This window comes from Arthrobacter tecti, assembly GCF_054511355.1.
This window is the reverse complement of record NZ_JBTNCT010000008.1, coordinates 128,737-144,750: the sequence shown is the minus strand read 5'-3', so window position 1 is coordinate 144,750 and position 16,014 is coordinate 128,737. Positions and strand designations below refer to the sequence as shown.

General features: G+C 64.1%; 19 protein-coding genes. 9 read left to right on the top strand and 10 right to left on the bottom strand.

Annotated features, from left to right (window positions below; genetic code table 11):
* Positions 1 to 107: 107 nt before the first annotated feature.
* Positions 108 to 686, bottom strand: coding sequence for a helix-turn-helix domain-containing protein (locus tag ACX80C_RS11275; RefSeq protein ID WP_459326557.1), 579 nt, complete (start codon positions 684 to 686; stop codon positions 108 to 110).
* Between the two features lie 65 nt (positions 687 to 751).
* On the opposite strand from ACX80C_RS11275, the gene ACX80C_RS11270 reads away from it, so the two are divergent.
* The 3 genes from ACX80C_RS11270 (at position 752) to sigK (ending at position 3,306) form a co-directional block, all read left to right on the top strand.
* Complete coding sequence (locus ACX80C_RS11270; protein WP_459326556.1) at positions 752 to 1,744, top strand: NAD(P)/FAD-dependent oxidoreductase; 993 nt, start codon at positions 752 to 754, stop codon at positions 1,742 to 1,744.
* Positions 1,744 to 2,382, top strand: coding sequence for a class I SAM-dependent methyltransferase (locus ACX80C_RS11265; protein ID WP_459326555.1), 639 nt, complete (start codon positions 1,744 to 1,746; stop codon positions 2,380 to 2,382). The genes ACX80C_RS11270 and ACX80C_RS11265 overlap by 1 nt, the downstream gene beginning before the upstream one ends.
* A 333-nt stretch (positions 2,383 to 2,715) precedes the next feature.
* A complete protein-coding gene (gene sigK, locus ACX80C_RS11260) occupies positions 2,716 to 3,306 on the top strand; it encodes an ECF RNA polymerase sigma factor SigK (RefSeq protein ID WP_459326554.1) in 591 nt (196 codons plus the stop codon).
* On the opposite strand, the gene ACX80C_RS11255 is transcribed toward sigK, so the two are convergent.
* The 3 genes from ACX80C_RS11255 to ACX80C_RS11245 all read right to left on the bottom strand — a co-directional run bounded on the left by ACX80C_RS11255 (position 3,303) and on the right by ACX80C_RS11245 (position 6,295).
* Complete coding sequence (locus ACX80C_RS11255; RefSeq protein ID WP_459326553.1) at positions 3,303 to 4,556, bottom strand: NAD(P)/FAD-dependent oxidoreductase; 1,254 nt, start codon at positions 4,554 to 4,556, stop codon at positions 3,303 to 3,305. The two genes, sigK and ACX80C_RS11255, sit on opposite strands and share 4 nt — an antisense overlap.
* Positions 4,557 to 4,591: 35 nt before the next feature.
* Positions 4,592 to 5,398, bottom strand: a complete 807-nt coding sequence (locus ACX80C_RS11250) for a nuclease-related domain-containing protein (RefSeq protein ID WP_459326552.1) — start codon at positions 5,396 to 5,398, stop codon at positions 4,592 to 4,594.
* Between the two features lie 162 nt (positions 5,399 to 5,560).
* Positions 5,561 to 6,295: a glutamine amidotransferase gene (locus ACX80C_RS11245; protein ID WP_459326551.1), complete on the bottom strand. Its 735-nt coding sequence runs from the start codon at positions 6,293 to 6,295 to the stop codon at positions 5,561 to 5,563.
* Between the two features lie 123 nt (positions 6,296 to 6,418).
* On the opposite strand from ACX80C_RS11245, the gene ACX80C_RS11240 reads away from it, so the two are divergent.
* Together ACX80C_RS11240 and ACX80C_RS11235 are read left to right on the top strand one after the other, a co-directional pair.
* Positions 6,419 to 6,958: a hypothetical protein gene (locus tag ACX80C_RS11240; protein ID WP_459326550.1), complete on the top strand. Its 540-nt coding sequence runs from the start codon at positions 6,419 to 6,421 to the stop codon at positions 6,956 to 6,958.
* 147 nt (positions 6,959 to 7,105) lie between these two features.
* A complete protein-coding gene (locus ACX80C_RS11235) occupies positions 7,106 to 7,945 on the top strand; it encodes a glucose 1-dehydrogenase (protein WP_459326549.1) in 840 nt (279 codons plus the stop codon).
* A gap of 110 nt (positions 7,946 to 8,055) precedes the next feature.
* On the opposite strand, the gene ACX80C_RS11230 is transcribed toward ACX80C_RS11235, so the two are convergent.
* Positions 8,056 to 9,204 carry a citrate synthase gene (locus tag ACX80C_RS11230; protein ID WP_459326548.1) on the bottom strand — a complete coding sequence of 383 codons (1,149 nt, stop codon included), beginning with the start codon at positions 9,202 to 9,204 and terminating at the stop codon, positions 8,056 to 8,058.
* An 80-nt stretch (positions 9,205 to 9,284) separates the two neighbouring features.
* Here ACX80C_RS11230 and ACX80C_RS11225 point away from each other — a divergent pair, with 80 nt between their 5' ends.
* Complete coding sequence (locus ACX80C_RS11225) at positions 9,285 to 10,619, top strand: citrate synthase (protein WP_459326547.1); 1,335 nt, start codon at positions 9,285 to 9,287, stop codon at positions 10,617 to 10,619.
* Here the strand turns inward: ACX80C_RS11225 and ACX80C_RS11220 are convergent.
* Both ACX80C_RS11220 and ACX80C_RS11215 read right to left on the bottom strand, forming a co-directional pair.
* Positions 10,579 to 11,085: a GNAT family N-acetyltransferase gene (locus ACX80C_RS11220; protein ID WP_459326546.1), complete on the bottom strand. Its 507-nt coding sequence runs from the start codon at positions 11,083 to 11,085 to the stop codon at positions 10,579 to 10,581. The two genes, ACX80C_RS11225 and ACX80C_RS11220, sit on opposite strands and share 41 nt — an antisense overlap.
* Before the next feature lie 9 nt (positions 11,086 to 11,094).
* Positions 11,095 to 11,412 (bottom strand): hypothetical protein, encoded by a 318-nt coding sequence (locus tag ACX80C_RS11215; RefSeq protein ID WP_459326545.1) that lies wholly within the window; start codon positions 11,410 to 11,412, stop codon positions 11,095 to 11,097.
* A 339-nt stretch (positions 11,413 to 11,751) separates the two neighbouring features.
* On the opposite strand from ACX80C_RS11215, the gene ACX80C_RS11210 reads away from it, so the two are divergent.
* Both ACX80C_RS11210 and ACX80C_RS11205 read left to right on the top strand, forming a co-directional pair.
* Positions 11,752 to 12,129, top strand: coding sequence for a VOC family protein (locus ACX80C_RS11210; protein WP_459326544.1), 378 nt, complete (start codon positions 11,752 to 11,754; stop codon positions 12,127 to 12,129).
* A 25-nt stretch (positions 12,130 to 12,154) separates the two neighbouring features.
* Positions 12,155 to 13,540 (top strand): DUF2254 domain-containing protein, encoded by a 1,386-nt coding sequence (locus tag ACX80C_RS11205; protein WP_459326543.1) that lies wholly within the window; start codon positions 12,155 to 12,157, stop codon positions 13,538 to 13,540.
* Here ACX80C_RS11205 and ACX80C_RS11200 read toward each other — a convergent pair.
* Both ACX80C_RS11200 and ACX80C_RS11195 read right to left on the bottom strand, forming a co-directional pair.
* Entirely contained in the window at positions 13,533 to 13,991 is a 459-nt protein-coding gene (locus ACX80C_RS11200) for a DUF3817 domain-containing protein (protein WP_459326542.1), read from the bottom strand. The two genes, ACX80C_RS11205 and ACX80C_RS11200, sit on opposite strands and share 8 nt — an antisense overlap.
* A gap of 37 nt (positions 13,992 to 14,028) precedes the next feature.
* A complete protein-coding gene (locus ACX80C_RS11195; RefSeq protein WP_459326541.1) occupies positions 14,029 to 14,946 on the bottom strand; it encodes an EamA family transporter in 918 nt (305 codons plus the stop codon).
* A gap of 47 nt (positions 14,947 to 14,993) precedes the next feature.
* Between ACX80C_RS11195 and ACX80C_RS11190 the strand changes: the two genes are divergently transcribed.
* The gene (locus ACX80C_RS11190; protein WP_459326540.1) at positions 14,994 to 15,482 is read left to right on the top strand and encodes a MarR family winged helix-turn-helix transcriptional regulator; all 489 of its coding nucleotides are present in this window, start codon (positions 14,994 to 14,996) and stop codon (positions 15,480 to 15,482) included.
* 4 nt (positions 15,483 to 15,486) lie between these two features.
* Here ACX80C_RS11190 and ACX80C_RS11185 read toward each other — a convergent pair whose 3' ends face one another.
* The gene (locus ACX80C_RS11185; protein ID WP_459326539.1) at positions 15,487 to 16,014 is read right to left on the bottom strand and encodes a DUF488 domain-containing protein; all 528 of its coding nucleotides are present in this window, start codon (positions 16,012 to 16,014) and stop codon (positions 15,487 to 15,489) included.

Sequence of the window (16,014 nt, the reverse complement as noted above, 5' to 3'; positions counted from 1 at the left end):
GTGAAAGCCTGGAACGAGGACCCGCAACCCTACGTGTGGACCAAGACCGCCGATGAGATCCTGGAATCCCTATCACGACTAATGCAACGAACTACCGGCGCAGGACACTAGGTACTCTTCGCCCGCAGGTGCAGCCGCTCCCCCTGGCGGCCGAAGAGGCTGAGGAACTCCACGGCGTCGTTATCCGCCCTTCCGAACCAGTGCGGCACAAGGGTGTCGAACTCCGCCGCTTCACCGGCCGGCAGGACCAGGTCCAGCTCACCCAGGATCATCCGCAGGTTCCCGTTCAATACGTACAGCCACTCGTAGCCTTCGTGGACCTTGAGGTCGGGCTCTTCACGCGGCATATCGGCTGGCAGCACGTACTTGTATGCCTGGATTCCGCCCGGCCGCTTGGTGAGCGGAATGACGGTGGCGCGGCCCACGTCGATGGGCCGAAGGTGGACCCGCGGATCACCCGTGGTCGGTGCGCCCACCAGCTCATCGAGCGGAACCTGATGCGCCTGCGCCAGCGGAAGAAGCAGCTCGAGATTCGGTTTGCGCTGACCAGCTTCAAGCCGCGAGAGCGTGCTCACGGAAATGCCGGTGGATTCCGAGAGCGACTGCAGCGTCACATCCCGCTTTACCCGCAACGCCTTCAACCGTGGGCCGACTGCCGCCAGTGCTTCACCAATGTCTTCCGTCATGGACCCATTTTGCCACTTCAGCAAGCTTTCTTGCTAGTTTGTGGAATGCGTTCCATCCTGAATACATGACGAATTCTTCCAACACCTTCGACGTCGTCGTTATCGGCGGCGGATCCGCCGGTCTCAGCGCCGCCCTGATGCTCGGGCGCACCCGGCGGAGCGTCGCCGTCGTCGACTCCGGCCACCCACGCAACGCCCCCGCTGACGGGGTTCATGGCTTCCTCGCCAGCGAAGGCATGGACCCCGTAGAGCTCCTGAAAATCGGCCGCACCGAGGTCGAATCCTACGGCGGCACCATCATCCCCGGAACGGTGATCAACGCCGCCCACGACGACGATCCCCGCTACCGCTTCCGCACCACCCTCGAGGACGGCACGGTTCTGCGCTCCCGCCGGCTGCTCCTGACTACCGGCCTGACGGACCAGCTTCCCGACATCCCGGGCCTTCGCGAGCACTGGGGCAGGGACGTTATCCACTGTCCGTTCTGCCACGGCTGGGAAGTCCGCGACCGCGCGATCGGCATCCTTGCCACCAGCCCCATGGCCCTTCATCAGGCGCTTCTGTTCCGGCAGTGGAGCAGCCGCATCACACTCTTCCTCAACAACACTATTGAGCCCAACGAGACCGAATGGGAGCAGTTCGCTGCCCGGGGCATCACCGTTGTGGACGGTGCGGTGACCAACCTCCAGAACGACGACGACGGCCGCCTCGCCGCCGTGGAACTCGCCGACGGCCGAACTGTCCCCATCGAAGCGCTCACCGTCGCGCCACGGTTCGTTGCGAATACGGGCATCTTCGCCGGGCTCGGCCTGGCCCCGGTCCAGCATCCGATGGGCGTTGGCGAACACCTCGAGGTGGACGAGATGGGCGCCACGAAGGTCGACGGCGTGTGGGCAGCCGGAAACGTTGCGAACCTGATGCTGCAGGTACTGCCGTCCGCGGCTTCGGGTTCCACAGCCGCGGTTGCGATCAACAACTCCCTCATGGCAGAAGAACTGGAAGCGGACCTGGCTGCTTACCGGGCTCGAGTGAACGCAATCGAAGAAAGGGTTTCCTGATGCATAACCACGACACCCCCGTCTACGACGAATCCTTCTGGGACGCCCGCTACGGCGAGAAGCATCGGATCTGGAGCGGGAATCCGAACCCGCAACTCGTCGCGGAGTCCGCCAACCTGGAACCCGGAACGGCGCTCGACGTCGGCTGCGGCGAAGGTGCGGACGCGCTGTGGCTTGCCGGCCGCGCGTGGCAGGTCACCGGCGTCGACATCTCGTCCGTGGCGCTGGTCCGCGCGGCGGAGCACGAAACAGAGCTCGACGACGGCCACCCGCCGGTGCGCTGGGTCCACCAGGACCTCACCGAATGGACTCCTCCTGCACAGGCCTTCGATCTGGTGACAGCGCAGTACATGCACCTGCCGACTGAGCAGCGGGTACCGCTCTTCGAACGCTTCGCCGAGGCCGTGGCTCCCGGCGGTACGCTGCTGATTGTTGGGCACTCGCTCTCGGACCTGCAAAGCGAAGCACGGCGCCCGGTGCACCAGGACCTCTACTTCACGGCGGAGGACATGGTGCAGCTGCTCGGCCCGAGCTGGGAGACCGTGGTGGCCGAGGACCGGCCCCGTGAAGCGAGCGGGCCCGACGGCGCCAAGCTGGCCGTCGCCGACGCGGTGTACCGCGGCCGGCGCGTGGGATAGCCGGAGGCGCTTTAGCCGCGGATTCGTTTCCTTCACGTATACGACGCCGCATCCGCACACCTCCGTATGCGCAAAGTCAACGGTTTCGCTGCCTAAGTGCAGCACCGACGAAGACAGTTCGACAAGCTAACTAACTCCTGACGTGCGCGTTTTCGTGCGGTATGTTGGTTAAAGACGGCCTCGGTTACCGTCGGACATGTTCTTGTTCGCTCTCATCTGACCGCATGGGAGCTGCACACGAAGAGAACCGTCTATGGGCAGACGCTATACACCGGGCAGCAAAGCCGGTGCTTCCTTCTCGAGTACGGTGTTTCGCGTGCTTGCGGGTCCGACATGACGTCGACGGACCCGAACTATCGGGGAGCCACGGCGGGTGATGCCGCCGAACTGGTCGGCCTGATCCGCCGCACGGCGGAGGGTAACCGGCACGCGTTCGCCGATCTGTATCAACGCACTCATAAGCGCGTGTACGGCCTTGCCCGACGCACCATCGTGGACCCGGAGTTGAGTGAGGAAACCACCCAGGACGTCTTCCTCATGGTGTGGGAACAAGCCCACAGGTATGACCCCGCCGTCGGGAGCCCGATGGCGTGGCTGATGACCATCGCCCACCGCCGGGCCGTGGACAAGGTCCGGTCCGAACACAGCGGAACCGCGCGGGAAGCGGCCTGGGGCGTCAAGCATTACCTTCCGGACAGGGACGTGGTTGCCGACGCGGTATCGGACCGGATGGAAGCGGCGCGGGTTGTCGAGTGCCTGGAACAGCTCACCCAGCTTCAGCGCGAAGCGATCAATCTGGCCTACTACGAATGCCTCACCTACACCCAGGTTGCTGAGCACCTGAACGTACCTGTGCCAACCGTCAAGACCCGGATCCGTTCAGGAATCCAGCGGCTGAGGGCATGCATGGAACCGGGCTCCTAGGCCCAGCCTTTCAAAATCCCGTACCAGTAGAGCCGGATGAACCCGTACCGCTCCACAAGCCAGGTGAGGCGGCGTTCCTTAGCGAGGCCCTTCCAACCCGGGACCGTAGGTTTGAGCGTGCGGGCGCCGTCGAACTCGGCAAGCACCACGGTTGACCGGCTGACCGTGAACGGACACGCACCGTAGCCGTTGTACTGCTGGGTGGGCGAATGCCCGTCCAGCACGGCCTTGAGGTTCTTCGCGACCACCTTGGTCTGCTGCCGAAGCGCGGCACCGGACTTCGAGTTGGCCGTACCCGCTGCATCTCCGAGCGACCACACCGTCGAGTGCGTGACGTGCTGGAGGGTGGAGCTGTCTACGGCAACGAAGCCGTTGTCGTCGGCCAGGCCTGTGTCCCTGATCCAACCGGGCGCGGACTGCGGCGGCGCGGCGTGGAGGACGTCGTACTGAAGCTGCTTCGATGAGCCATCCACGTTGTTCCGGAGGGTAGCTGTGCGGGCTCCGGCGTCGACGGACTCAAGTTCGGTGCTGCAGCGCAGTTCGATCCCGTATTCAGTGATCTTCCGGTTCAGCTCTTCGTCAACGATTTCGACGCCGTATACCGTCGGTGTGGGCACGGCCAGGACCACGCGGATATCCTGCAGGACGCCCTGCGAGCGCCAGTAGTCGCACGCCAGGTACATCGGTTTCTGTGCCGCGCCGCCGCAGGTGATGGGCCCGTCCGGCATCGTGAACACGGCGGTGCCGGAACGAAGACCACTGAGCAGGCGCCAGGCTTTGACAGCAAGGTCGAGGCTGTAGTTCGACGCGCCGTGCGCCGAATCGAGTGCGTCCTGCAGCCCGGGAATGCCGTCCCAGTTCTTCTGGATGCCGGGGCAGATGACCAGGTGCTCGTAGGTGATGAAGCGCCCCGAGCTCAGGGCCACGGTCTTCGTATCCGGGTCAATGCCGGTGGCGGCATCGCGAAGCCAGGTGACACCCTTCGGAATCACGCTCTCCTGCTGACGGACGGCCGATTCGGCCTTCGCTGTCCCGCCTGCGATGTGCGAGAAGAACGGCTGGTACAGGTGCTGCTCGCTGGGATCGACAACAGCGATGCCCCTCACCCGGTAGCGCTTCAGCCGGGCGGCGAGGGAGATACCCGCGTTTCCGCCGCCGATGATCAGGACCTGGTGATGCGGCGACTGATGGCCCGAATCCTGGCCGCGGTGGGGCTGGGTGGCGCGGGCGCCGTCGTCGTGCTGTGCCATCTGTGCTCCTGGGGTTGAAGACTTGTCAATCGACCCTACAACCCCTGGTAGATGTTCAGCAGCACAACGATTCCGATGACAACCAGCGACAACCGAATCACCGCACCGGTCACGCTCAGGTGCTTGCGTGTGCGGCGGCGGGTTGAGTGCTGTCGAACGGGCTGGGCGCGGGAAGCGGTTCGGCGGGTGGTGAGTGTCGACGACGCGGCGTCGTTCCTGCCCGGCGCCGCCAGTTGGGCCGTGGTCCAGAGGCCGGGGCTGCGCGAACCGCCGAGGAGTTCCTCGAGGTAGCCGCGGATTGCCCGCGCGGTCGCAGCGTCGAGCACCGGAGGGAGGGTCCGCAGGGCGTCCGGAAGGCCGTTCAAACCTTGGATCCGCACGCCGTTCTTCGTGGTTCCGCGCAGTTCCGGCTGCCCCACCAGGCACAGCCACCCGGAAACCGACTGCCGGTGCTGCGGCTCGAGCAACACCGCGACGGCGCCTGCCTGTTCCAGGACCGAGTCGACGGTCGAGGTGCGCCGGTAGCCGTTCTGGCGGAGTTCGCCGTGGCGGAGCTGGACGTTTCCGGTCCAATTCTTGGCATCAATAACGACGACGCCGCCCGGCCCGATCGCGATGTGGTCAAGGTTCGCTTTGGGTCGGCCCGGCCAGTGCACGTCGTGGAGGAAGAACCAGCCGTCGTCCTCCAGTTCGCGAAGGCGTTCGGCGACAAGCGCTTCGCCGAGGGCGCCGGCTTCCCACGCGCGTTGGGCGCGCTCGGCCTGCTGCAGCTGTTGCCGCAGCCGTTCGACCCGTTCGCCCGCCTGGCGTGCGCGGTCCGACGCACCCTCTCCTGCCGCCATGATTCCCCCATGCTTACATCCGGTTTAGGCAACACGCTAGCGGATTCGGGCACCGCGCAGGACAAGGATTGGCACAGGAGAGGTGCAGGAAACCTCATCGAGTTGGCAGGACACGCCGTAAAGCGGAAGCGAAAAGCGGCGTGTCCTGCCTAGTCGATGTGCTTAGTCCCGGGCGTAACGCAGCACGAAGTTCCGCAGGATGTGCGGCGGCCAGCTGACGTTCGCCGCCCGCGCCCGGGCGATCACGGCATCCGCCTGGTCCGGCGGGAAGTAACCGGCGTGCCGGTAGATGCGAATCCGCTCGACAAGGCCTTCAACATCCAGTTCGGGATGGAACTGGGTGGCGTACAGGTTCTGTTTCACCCGGAACATCTGCACCGGGCATGACGACGACGACGCCAGCAGCACCGCGCCCGCCGGCAGCGTGGAGCAGGCCTCCTTGTGGCCGACGAACGCTTCGAAGCTGGGCGGCAGGCCCGCCAGCAGCGGGTCCCGCGCGCCGTCGTCGTTCATTGAAATTTCCACCGAGCCAATGGGCTCAGCGAAGGTGCGGTCAATGACTGCCTTCTGGCGGCGCCCGAGCGTTCCCACCCCGTAGCATGCGCCAAGAAAGGGGAAATCCGCCTCGATCACACGGTCCAGCAGCTCGCCGAGTTCGCGTTCCACGCGGTGTTGGTTTGGCGACTTGGACTCTTCGGGATCCGACGAGTTGAAGGGACTGCCGCCGAGGAAAATTCCTGAATATTCTTCCAGCCGAATGTGCGGCAGCGGGGCTTCTTCAACCCGGATGCGGCGCAGGTCAGACGGCGCTAGGCCCGCAAAATTCAGGAAGGCGCGGTATTCACCCATTGCCGCGTCATCCTCCGCGCGGGTGGCCAAAAGCAGGAACGGAAGCACCTTTTGATCGTACTGCGGGTCGCCCGGCCAGAATTGCCACTCGCCAAATGCTAAGCAGGCTGATAAACATTAAGTTAGGCCGTCTAGTTTTTGACGGAGACCCCCAAGTCAAAGGAGAGCATCATGGCAGGAAACATGTTGGCACGATCCCTACACGATCTCAGTGCTGCGGCTTGGTTCGGCGGTTCGCTGATGGGCGCCGTCGGCCTCAATGGAGCGGCAGCCGAGGCGAAGGATCCGAAGGAGCGCACCCGCCTCTCGACCATCGGGTGGGCACGGTGGACTCCCGTGCAGATCGCGGCGTTCGGGGCGCATGCCATCGGCGGTATTGGTCTGATTGCCGGCAACAAGGGCCGCCTCAGCGGGCAGGACGGCGCGGTGGCTTCGACCGTAGTCAAGTCGTCCATCACCGTTGTCGGCATGGCAGCCTCGCTGTACTCCGGAATTCTAGGCAAGAAGGTTGGCGAACTCAGCCAGCACGGCGGCGAGGGTGCAACTGAACCGAAGCCCGGCGCGCCGGAGGAACTGGCCAAAGCACAGCAGCAGCTGAAGATCCTCCAGTGGACGCTTCCCGCACTGAGCGCCGCGGTAATAGTCCTCGGAGCACAGCAGGGCGAGATGCAGCGCCCCAAGAACGTACTGAGCGGCGTGTTCAACCGCTAGTACCACCAGAACCCGGGTCCGTCGTTTCCCCCGAACGGCGGGCCCGTTCTGCCTTTCCACCCCGGAACTTTCGTGCAGCTTTGGCGGGTTCCGGCGTCGTGAAGTAACCAGAGCTGCACAAAAGTTCCCCTAGCCCGGAGGAAACCCATGGGCCAGCCAGCACAGCAACAAGATGTACCGGGCGTCCAGTCGAAGATGACGCCCAAGCCTGACTGCGGCGAGGAAAGCTACCGCGGCAGCGGAAAGCTCACCGGGAAGAGCGCCGTCATTACGGGCGGCGACAGCGGAATCGGACGGGCAGTTTCGATCGCCTTCGCCCGCGAGGGCGCGGATGTCCTCATCTCCTACCTGAACGAGGACGACGACGCCCGCGAGACCGCGCGCTACGTTGAGGAAGCGGGACGAAAGGCGGTCCTCGTGCCCGGCGATCTCTCCGAACCGCAGCACTGCCGCGACATCATCGACAAGGCGGTCCAGGAGTTCGGCAAGGTGGACGTACTGGTGAACAACGCCGCCTACCAGATGAGCCACGAGTCCCTCGATGAAATCACCGAGGAGGAGTGGGAATACACCTTCAAGGTCAACATCTCGGCGATGTTCCACCTTGTCAAGGCGGCGCTTCCGCACATGGCGTCGGGTTCCTCGATTATCGGAAGCTCCTCGGTCAACTCGGATATGCCGAGTCCACAGCTCGCCCCGTACGCCGCCACCAAGGCGGCGATCGCGAACTTCTCAGCGAGCCTCGCGCAGCTGCTCGGGGAGAAGGGTATCCGGGTGAACAGTGTGGCCCCCGGGCCGATCTGGACGCCGCTGATCCCGTCCACCATGCCTGAGGAGAAGGTGGAGCAGTTCGGCGACGACACTCCGCTGGGCCGGGTCGGCCAGCCTGCCGAACTCGCTCCGGCGTACGTGCTCCTGGCGTCCGATGACGGCAGCTATATGTCCGGTGCGCGAATCGCCGTCACCGGTGGCCGGCCGATCCTTTAGCGGGTCCGGGGACGGCGGTACACCCCTTCGACCGCAAACGCGCCGGTTACCGGCGCGTTTGCGGGATCTGGCGGGAGTTGCCGGGGGTGTCCTGGCACCAGCATGCGTAACTACGGCACGGGCACCGGCGCCTTCGGTCCCACGTAACGGGCCGAAGGCCGGATGATCTTCGGATCGGCGCTCTGTTCGAGGATGTTCGCTGTCCAGCCCAGTACCCGTGCCGCTGCGAACGTGGGCGTGAACAGCGTCCGGTCCAGTCCGATAGCCTCCATCACGACGGCGGTATAGAACTCCAGGTTGGTGTGCAGCTGCCGCCCGGGCTTGAGTTCCTCGAGCAGGACGTGAATCCTCTCCTCCACAGAGAGCGCGAACTCAACCCGTGGACCGCCAAGCCGCACAGCGAGCTCCTTGAGCAGGCGGGAGCGTGGATCTTCCGTCCGATATACCGGATGCCCAAAGCCCATGATCCGCCGATCGGCACGAACCTGCCCGGTGATCCAGCGGTCAATATTCTCCTCGGAACCGATCTCGTCCAGCATTTCCAGGACCCGTCCCGGTGCGCCGCCATGCAACGGACCGGACAGTGCGCCGAGCGCGCCCACCAGGCAGGCCGCGGCGTCGGCTCCGGTTGAGGCGATCACTCGTGCAGTGAACGTCGATGCGTTGAAGCCGTGATCGAGCGCCGCCACCAGATAGGTGTTGAGCGCGTATGCCTGCTGCTCGGTGGGCTGCGTCCCGTTGACCATCCACAGGTAGTTTGCGGCGTAACCCAGCGCCGGGTCGGGCTCGATTGGGTCCTGCCCCGCGCGCCCCCGGTACAGCGCAGCGTTGAGCACCGGCACAGCGTAGGCGAGCCGGATAAGCTCCCCAACACGGTCCTCGGACGAGAGGTCATACAACGGGCGCACACCCATGGCAGCGCCCTCAAGGGAAAGGGCGGTGCGGAGGCCGGCGAGCGGGTCGCTCGAGCCGGCGCGTGCGATCACCGGCAGCGCTTCCCGGACTGCCGATGACAGACCGGTAGCGGCTTGCCGCAGGTCGGCTACACCGGTGCGGTCCGGCAGGCTGCCACGAAGCAGAAGATACCAGACCTCCTCCACAGTCCTGGTGCGCGCCAGCTCCACCGCGGAATACTGCCGGTAGGTATAGAAGCCTTCCTGCCCACGGACCTCCCCAAGTTCTGTTTCGGCGACCACAACGTTGGCGAGCCCCTGCGGAACGTCAATGAGTGCGTTGTCGGTTCTGGCTGCGGTAAGCATGATGATTCCTCCTCGAACGGCGTTGTTACCATTGCAGCACTCACATTGATGCTGAAGTAATCAACATTGATTGGATCAATATGAAACGCCTGACTTCTTCGCAGGCCGCTGCCCGGCTGCAGGTCAAACCCGCCACGCTCTATTCCTACGTCTCCCGCGGCTTGCTGCACAGTGAGCGTTCCGAGGAGGAAAGGGGCTCCACCTTCGACCCGCTCGAGGTTGAGGCGCTGGCACGGAGGCGCCGTCGTCGTACTGATCCTCCAGTCAGCGGCTCCCCACTGATGGTCGTGGATTCAGCAATCACCCTGCTGCGGGATGACCAACTGTATTTCCGGGGAGTACCGGCTGCGGACCTGGCGAGGAACACGTCATTCGAAGAGGTGGCCGGGCTGCTCTGGGAGGCAACCGGCACGTTGGACTTCGCGCCGTTCGGGAGGGTGGTTGAGACGGTCCAGGGATTGAAACTTCCGGGCGCGCGCCCTATCGACTGGTTCCAGCACAGCCTGCTTGTTTCAAGCATCCACGACCCCGTGAGGTGGGATCCGACGCCGACGACGGCGCGGAGCCTGGCTGCCCGCGCGATAGGCACCATGGTGGAGGTACTTCCGCAGGCAGGCCCTTCCGGTTCCGGCTCCCTCGCCGCGTCACTTTGGGGGAAGTTGAGCCCGGCCTCACCCGAGCCGGCCGACGTGAAGATCCTGAACGCGGCGCTGGTGCTCCTGGCCGACCACGACCTCGCCGCCTCCACGCTGGCAGGGCGGGTGGCGGCGTCGGCCCGGGCGCATCCGTATGCGGCACTGATGGCGGCTTTCGGCGCCTTCGACAGCGCGCTTCACGGGCATGCGAGCACGCAGGCGGCAGCGATGCTGGAGGACGCACTCGCCACCGGCAACCCGGAAGCAGCGATCTCGCGTGCGGTTGCAAACGGCCGGGGCATTCCGGGGTTTGGGCACGTGCTCTATGCGCGCCGGGATCCGCGGGCACACCTGCTGCTCGGGTTGATGCGAGCCCAGCCCCGGTACCGGGAGGTGAGCCGGGTCGCGGACAGGATTGCCGGCGTCGTTGCATCCCGGACCAACCACATGCCCAACATCGACCTTGCTCTGGCTGTGCTAACAACGGGTGCGGGCATGGCGCCCGACGCCGGACCCGGAATCTTTGGGCTGGCCCGCACCGCCGGCTGGACGGCACACATTCTCGAGGAATACGCGCAGCCGCCAATGCGGATGCGGCCAAGCGGGAACTACGTGGGTAATGAGCCTGCTAGCCGACGGAGAGTTCACCCCTTCGCCAGTACAAACCCGTTACCTTGCCGCACCGGGCACGGCTTCGAAGCACCGTCACATGCGCACAGTCAACGGTTCCGCGGCTTGACTACAGGTCCGCGCGAAGCAGCAATCCGACACCGCCACTGAACTCGACGCCATGAAACGACGACGCCCGCGCCACCTCGGTGAAACCCCACCGGCGATGCAGTTCCAGGGACGCCCGGTTTCCAACATTGACCGTGTACCAGGCTGATTCGGCACGCTCTGCAATCCAGTTCAGCCGTGCATCGGTGAGGGCAGTCGCCACCCCTCGGCGGCGCCAGGCGGGCGCCACTTCCACTCCGCCCAAGTACTGCCCCGGCGGCGCTGCCCCGTCGCGTTCCTCGTAGAAGTGGGTTTTTGACCAGCCGGCCAGTTCGTCCCCTGCGAACGCGACTACGACGAGGCGTCCGACGTCGTCAATCGCCGCGCCCAGTGACTGCGGGGAAGTGGGCCGTCCGGCGAGTTTCTGAAGCGCCAGCATGGGTTCGAGGTCCGCCTGCGTGGCTGGCTGGAGCGTCAGATCTGCCCTGGTTCCGGGTTGTCCGGGCCGGTAGTCAGCGAAGCCGCTCATGTCTTCAGCTCAGCTCGCGAGCGCATCTCCGCAGGATTCCAATGAATCGTGGTCAGTGCGGGCTTCGAACAGCCGTGTGTCGATATCCTCAAGGTCGCGAACCGCTGCGGACAAGAGCCGCTGCGCGTGTTCGACATCCTTCGTGGTGGCGCACGCTTCCTGCACGTTGAGCAGGGTGCCTGCGAGCTGCACACGCACGCGCTCGAGGTCACGGATCCGTCGGGCAGAATTCCGGAGCTCCTCGGCCAGGCTCAGCGGCGAATCGCCGTTGGGTTTTTCGGTTGTCTCGGCAGGGTGATTGCCGGCTTCTGGAGCAAAGGGAACCATAGATGCTTTCCACCCGACACTCCCCTGAGCCGGGCTGGTGACTCATTGAACGTTGAACTACCCCTGAATCATAAGCATGCTTCATATCTCGGATCAAACCGTATGCAGCTGCTGGGGACTCATCCGCGGGGCCTACTGGAGGCTACCCCATCGACCAGTTCTGCGTCGTCCTTAGTACGCGGCAGCCCGCGGCCCGAAGGTGCGGAGGCGCCGTCGTCGTTCTTGTCTTCAGGTTTAAGAACCTCAACCAACGCATCGGAATGCGGACATAATCTGACCTGAATTGCTTATACCTTGTTTCTTATCGACAGCGTTTACGCCCTATGGAAAGGTTTACTCGTGAACTGGAAGATTGAGCTGGTTGCCATCCCCGTTTCAGATCCCGATGGCGCCATTGCGTTCTACCGGGACCAGGTTGGATTCACCCTTGACCACGATTACACGGTCAGTGAGGACGTCCGCTTCATCCAGTTGACCCCTCCAGGGTCTGCGTGCTCGATTGTCCTCGGCAAAGGAGTCACTGAAATGGCTGCAGGGTCCCAAAAGGGTCTACAGGTGGTGGTTCCCGACGCTGATGCGGCCCGGGAACACCTGCTCGCAAACCGCGTCGATGCCAGCGCAGTGGATGAGCAGCCATGGGGCAGGTTCGTGTACTTCGCGGATCCGGACGGCAACACGTGGGCTCTTCAGCAGTTGCCTGAGAAACCTGCCGCCTGACAGGGGCGCCTTGCTATGGTCAACTATGCGCAGCACATCCTCACGCCGCCGGGGTAGCAAGAACCCCACCCCGCGGGCCGTCCGCGATTATGTTCGGTCCCAGCTTTGGCCGGTGCCGCTCGCTGCAGTAGTCCTGTCCGTTGTTCTGGCTCAGCTCACCACTTGGTTGGACCGTTCCATCGATGATCGCCTTCCGCCTGCCATTTCCGGCTTCCTGTTTGGCGGCGGACCTCCGGCAGCGCGTTCGCTCATGGAAGCGATCGCCGCATCCACCATCACCGTCACGTCACTGACCTTCTCACTCACCGTGGTGACGCTGCAGTTGGCGAGTAGCCAATACTCGCCACGCCTGCTGCGCACATTCACGAGCGATAGGTTTGTGCACAACACGCTGGCGCTGTTCCTGGCCACCTTCGCGTTCGCGCTCACCGTTCTACGAACGATCCGGGACAGCACCGAGCAGTCTGCGGGATTCGTACCGGAGATCGCTGTCACATTCTCATTCCTGCTGGTACTCGCCACTGTGATCGGATTGGTCCTGTTTCTCGGGCATCTGTCGCGGCAGCTTCGGGTGGAGCGGATTCTTAGCGATGTCCGCGATGACTTCGAGGCAACAGTCGAGGAAATTGGCGCAGATCAGGACGGCGACGGTCTGCCTCCGTCGGTTCCTGCGGCGGCGCTTCCCATGAAGGCTCGCACCTCCGGGTTTCTCGTCGAATTCGATGGGCCGGCGCTGGTGGACGTGGCGCAGCGCTTCGACGCCGTGATCTCCGTGCAGACCCCGCCGGGTGACTTCCTGGTGGAGGGGGTTCCGTTCGCCCGGCTTTGGCGTGTTGACGGCGTCTCAAAAGCGGGCTTCACGCAGGCTGAGCTGGATGACGTCGAGCGGGCGGTTGCGAACGCAATCAGCATCGGCTTTGAGCGCAATTCGGTCCAGGACCTCGGGTTCGCCCTGCAGCAGCTGCTCGATGTTGCGGTCCGCGCTATTTCGCCGAGCGTCAATGACCCGACCACGTGTGTGCATGCGTTGGGCCATCTTTCAGCCTCGCTCTCGAGATTCGCCCGTAACGCACCAACTCCGCGCTCTTTCAGGGACGAGAGCGGAATGGTCCGCGTGATCGCCCAGCGTAGAACCTTCCCTACGTTCCTCAACCTGGTTGTCTCACAGATCTGCACCTATGGGGTAGACGATCCGAGGGTTGCGGGAAGATTGGTAGAGCTGCTGGCGGAGGTGAGCTGGAACGATCTGAGCGGCGAACACCGTGAAGCAATCAGCGATCAGACGCAGCGAACCCTTCGCGCCCTGTCGTCGAGCGAGCTCGATCCGGCTGATCGCGATCGGCTTTCCGACAGGTGTTCAGCCATTCTTGACGGCAACCTGCCGAAATCGTCTGAGGGAGCGCTCAGCTGACCTGCACCGGCGGGCCGATGATCAGCAACGCCGCGAAGACCACGCTCACACCGACGATTGCCACGAGGGCTGCCGTGAGGGGGTTGCGCAGCACCCAGGCCTGCAGGTTCTCGATCACGCCGGCGGGGCGATCCTTGTCCGGCGCAAGCCGCCAACCGCCGTCGAGCTTTCCCTTGCGCTCAAGCCACCAGTCGAACGGCACGGTTGCCAGGGGCACGACGCCGGCGAGCAGTCCCAGCAGACCGGTACCTGCGCTCCACCGCTGGTTCACCCAGACGAACGAGGTGCTCACCAGATAGGTAAGGAACACAAAGCCGTGGATGGGACCCGCGATCGATACGAGAACGTCGGTGCTCTCGGCAATGTACTTCAGGTACATGCCGACGAGCAGCAATATCCAGGTGCCGGCCTCCGCGATGGCAACACTGCGGAAGAGGGCGCGCGGGGTCATAGATATCTCCTGGTCGATCGAGTGCGGTCCATCAAATCTACCGCAGCACGGCGGGCGCCCTGGTGCCGGCATCCGGGCAGGGGTCCGGCGTCGGCATTGCGGTCTCACGCATCCGCACACTGATGGCCAGGATGGAACCGAGGATCAGGACAGCCCCCAGGAGTTGGAAGACCGAGAGCCGCTCCCCCAGCGCCAGCCACCCAAGCAGGGCTGCCACTACGGGACTCAGCAGGCCAAGGAAAGGCGGAGCTGTAACCGGTAGGCGTTGGATTCCCCTGAACCAGAGCACGTGGGCGGCGGCAGTGCCAATAAGGGCAAGATACGAATACCCGGCAACGTTGATCAGCGTCAGCCCGGAGGGAAGCCCTTCGAACAGGACGGCGGCCGGCGCCAGGAGAAGACCACCGGAAACCAACTGCCAGGCAGTCATTGTCGGCGGGTTGCCCGCTGTTCCCCACTTCTTGGTGAGGACAACGCCGGCGCTCATCGACACTGCTCCGCCAAGTGCCGCCAGCACGCCGACCGGGTCCAACCGCGCCTGCGACTGGAGGACCAGGAGCGCTACGCCGAATACGCCTGCAATACCGGCGAGCACACCCCGTACAGAGAGCCTGTCCTTCAGGATCAACGCGGCCAGACCTGCAACGATGAGTGGCTGAACGGCCCCGACGGTTGCCGCAACGCCGCCCGGCAGCCGATATGCCGCGATAAACAGCAGTGGGAAGAAAACGCCGATGTTCAGGCCGCCAAGAACCAGCGCTTTCCACCACCACGACCCTCGCGGGAGCGTCCGGACTAGCAGCAGGAGTAGAAGACCCGCCGGAAGTGCGCGCAGCGCGGCAGCGGTGAGCGGAAGGTCCGGCGGCAGGAGTGTGGTGGTGACCAGATACGTACTCCCCCACACGATTGGTGCGAGCGAGGTGAGCAGGAGTGTTCGAGCAGTTTTACTAAGCACTTAGCTAATATAGCTAAGTGCTTAGCTTATTGTCTAGAGTGGAGTCCATGAATGACCATGTCGACGACATCATCGGCCAATGGCAACAGCAGCGCCCCGACCTTGACGTCTCGCCGATGAAGGTGATCGGGCGGCTTTCACGGGTGAGCCAACAGGTGGAACGCAGACTTGAGGAGAACTTTGCGCGCCATGGACTGGATTCGGGATCATTCGACGTGCTGGCTACCCTTCGCCGGGCGGGAGGCCCTTGCACGCTCAGCCCGAAGGATCTCGCCCTGAGTTCGATGATCACCTCGAGCGCTGTTGCCCAGCGGCTCAACCGGCTTCAGGACCGAGGGCTTGTCAGCAGGACCAAGAGCGGCGTGGACGGCAGAGGCACCCAAGTCTCACTCACACCGCAGGGTAGGGAGTTGGTTGACACAGTTTTGCCCGCGCATTTGGACATGGAGCATGGTTTGCTGTCGGGGATGTCCGACAACGATCTGCGCACCCTCGCGGAGCTCCTCAAGAAACTCGGACATCATTTGGCAGTCTGACGTCTTATGGCTGCCCGTCCCAGAACACGGAACGCCCAGCCACCCGGGCGCCCTCCGACGGCGTGTGCAGCGTCAGCCGCCCGTCATGCATCAGATGCTCCACGGTGAAACTGTGAAGCAGTACCAGGACATCAGCGATGATGCGGCGGTGGCACCTCCACCAGACGCTCTCGCTGCACATGATCGCCGTCGTTCGGTTCGAAGCGAGCGACTTCAACCCGTCCAGCGCAGCACCGAACTCATCGGTCCGGGTATAGGCCGCGTAAGCGCGGAACTGTTCCACTCTCCACCAGCTGTCCGCGTCTGGCGCATCGGATGCACGACGACGGCGCCCACCCAGGTCTTCCAGCCACCGGTACTCCATTCCGCCGGCCGGTAGCCACTCCGCGAGCGCGTCCTTTGACATATCCGGGTTGCGGCGGCTTCCGGGGTATCGCCTCACATCCGCCAGTAGCTCAACCTGTGCCTCCCCTAGGAGCGTCCGGAGGTCGTCCCGATCAGCTGTTCCGTGCCCGAGGGTGAGTAACCGCAT

Excerpts from the sequence above, each read along its gene's own strand:
- ACX80C_RS11270 (WP_459326556.1), top strand. The coding sequence starts at position 752 with ATGACGAATTCTTCCAACACCTTCGACGTCGTCGTTATCGGCGGCGGA.
- ACX80C_RS11190 (WP_459326540.1), top strand. The coding sequence starts at position 14,994 with ATGAATGACCATGTCGACGACATCATCGGCCAATGGCAACAGCAGCGC.
- ACX80C_RS11275 (WP_459326557.1), bottom strand. The coding sequence starts at position 686 with ATGACGGAAGACATTGGTGAAGCACTGGCGGCAGTCGGCCCACGGTTG.
- ACX80C_RS11230 (WP_459326548.1), bottom strand. The coding sequence starts at position 9,204 with ATGCTTACCGCAGCCAGAACCGACAACGCACTCATTGACGTTCCGCAG.
- ACX80C_RS11255 (WP_459326553.1), bottom strand. The coding sequence starts at position 4,556 with ATGGCACAGCACGACGACGGCGCCCGCGCCACCCAGCCCCACCGCGGC.
- ACX80C_RS11220 (WP_459326546.1), bottom strand. The coding sequence starts at position 11,085 with ATGAGCGGCTTCGCTGACTACCGGCCCGGACAACCCGGAACCAGGGCA.
- ACX80C_RS11250 (WP_459326552.1), bottom strand. The coding sequence starts at position 5,398 with ATGGCGGCAGGAGAGGGTGCGTCGGACCGCGCACGCCAGGCGGGCGAA.
- sigK (WP_459326554.1), top strand. The coding sequence starts at position 2,716 with ATGACGTCGACGGACCCGAACTATCGGGGAGCCACGGCGGGTGATGCC.
- ACX80C_RS11205 (WP_459326543.1), top strand. The coding sequence starts at position 12,155 with ATGCGCAGCACATCCTCACGCCGCCGGGGTAGCAAGAACCCCACCCCG.
- ACX80C_RS11215 (WP_459326545.1), bottom strand. The coding sequence starts at position 11,412 with ATGGTTCCCTTTGCTCCAGAAGCCGGCAATCACCCTGCCGAGACAACC.
- ACX80C_RS11235 (WP_459326549.1), top strand. The coding sequence starts at position 7,106 with ATGGGCCAGCCAGCACAGCAACAAGATGTACCGGGCGTCCAGTCGAAG.
- ACX80C_RS11200 (WP_459326542.1), bottom strand. The coding sequence starts at position 13,991 with ATGACCCCGCGCGCCCTCTTCCGCAGTGTTGCCATCGCGGAGGCCGGC.
- ACX80C_RS11240 (WP_459326550.1), top strand. The coding sequence starts at position 6,419 with ATGGCAGGAAACATGTTGGCACGATCCCTACACGATCTCAGTGCTGCG.
- ACX80C_RS11185 (WP_459326539.1), bottom strand. The coding sequence starts at position 16,014 with ATGCGGTTACTCACCCTCGGGCACGGAACAGCTGATCGGGACGACCTC.
- ACX80C_RS11265 (WP_459326555.1), top strand. The coding sequence starts at position 1,744 with ATGCATAACCACGACACCCCCGTCTACGACGAATCCTTCTGGGACGCC.
- ACX80C_RS11225 (WP_459326547.1), top strand. The coding sequence starts at position 9,285 with ATGAAACGCCTGACTTCTTCGCAGGCCGCTGCCCGGCTGCAGGTCAAA.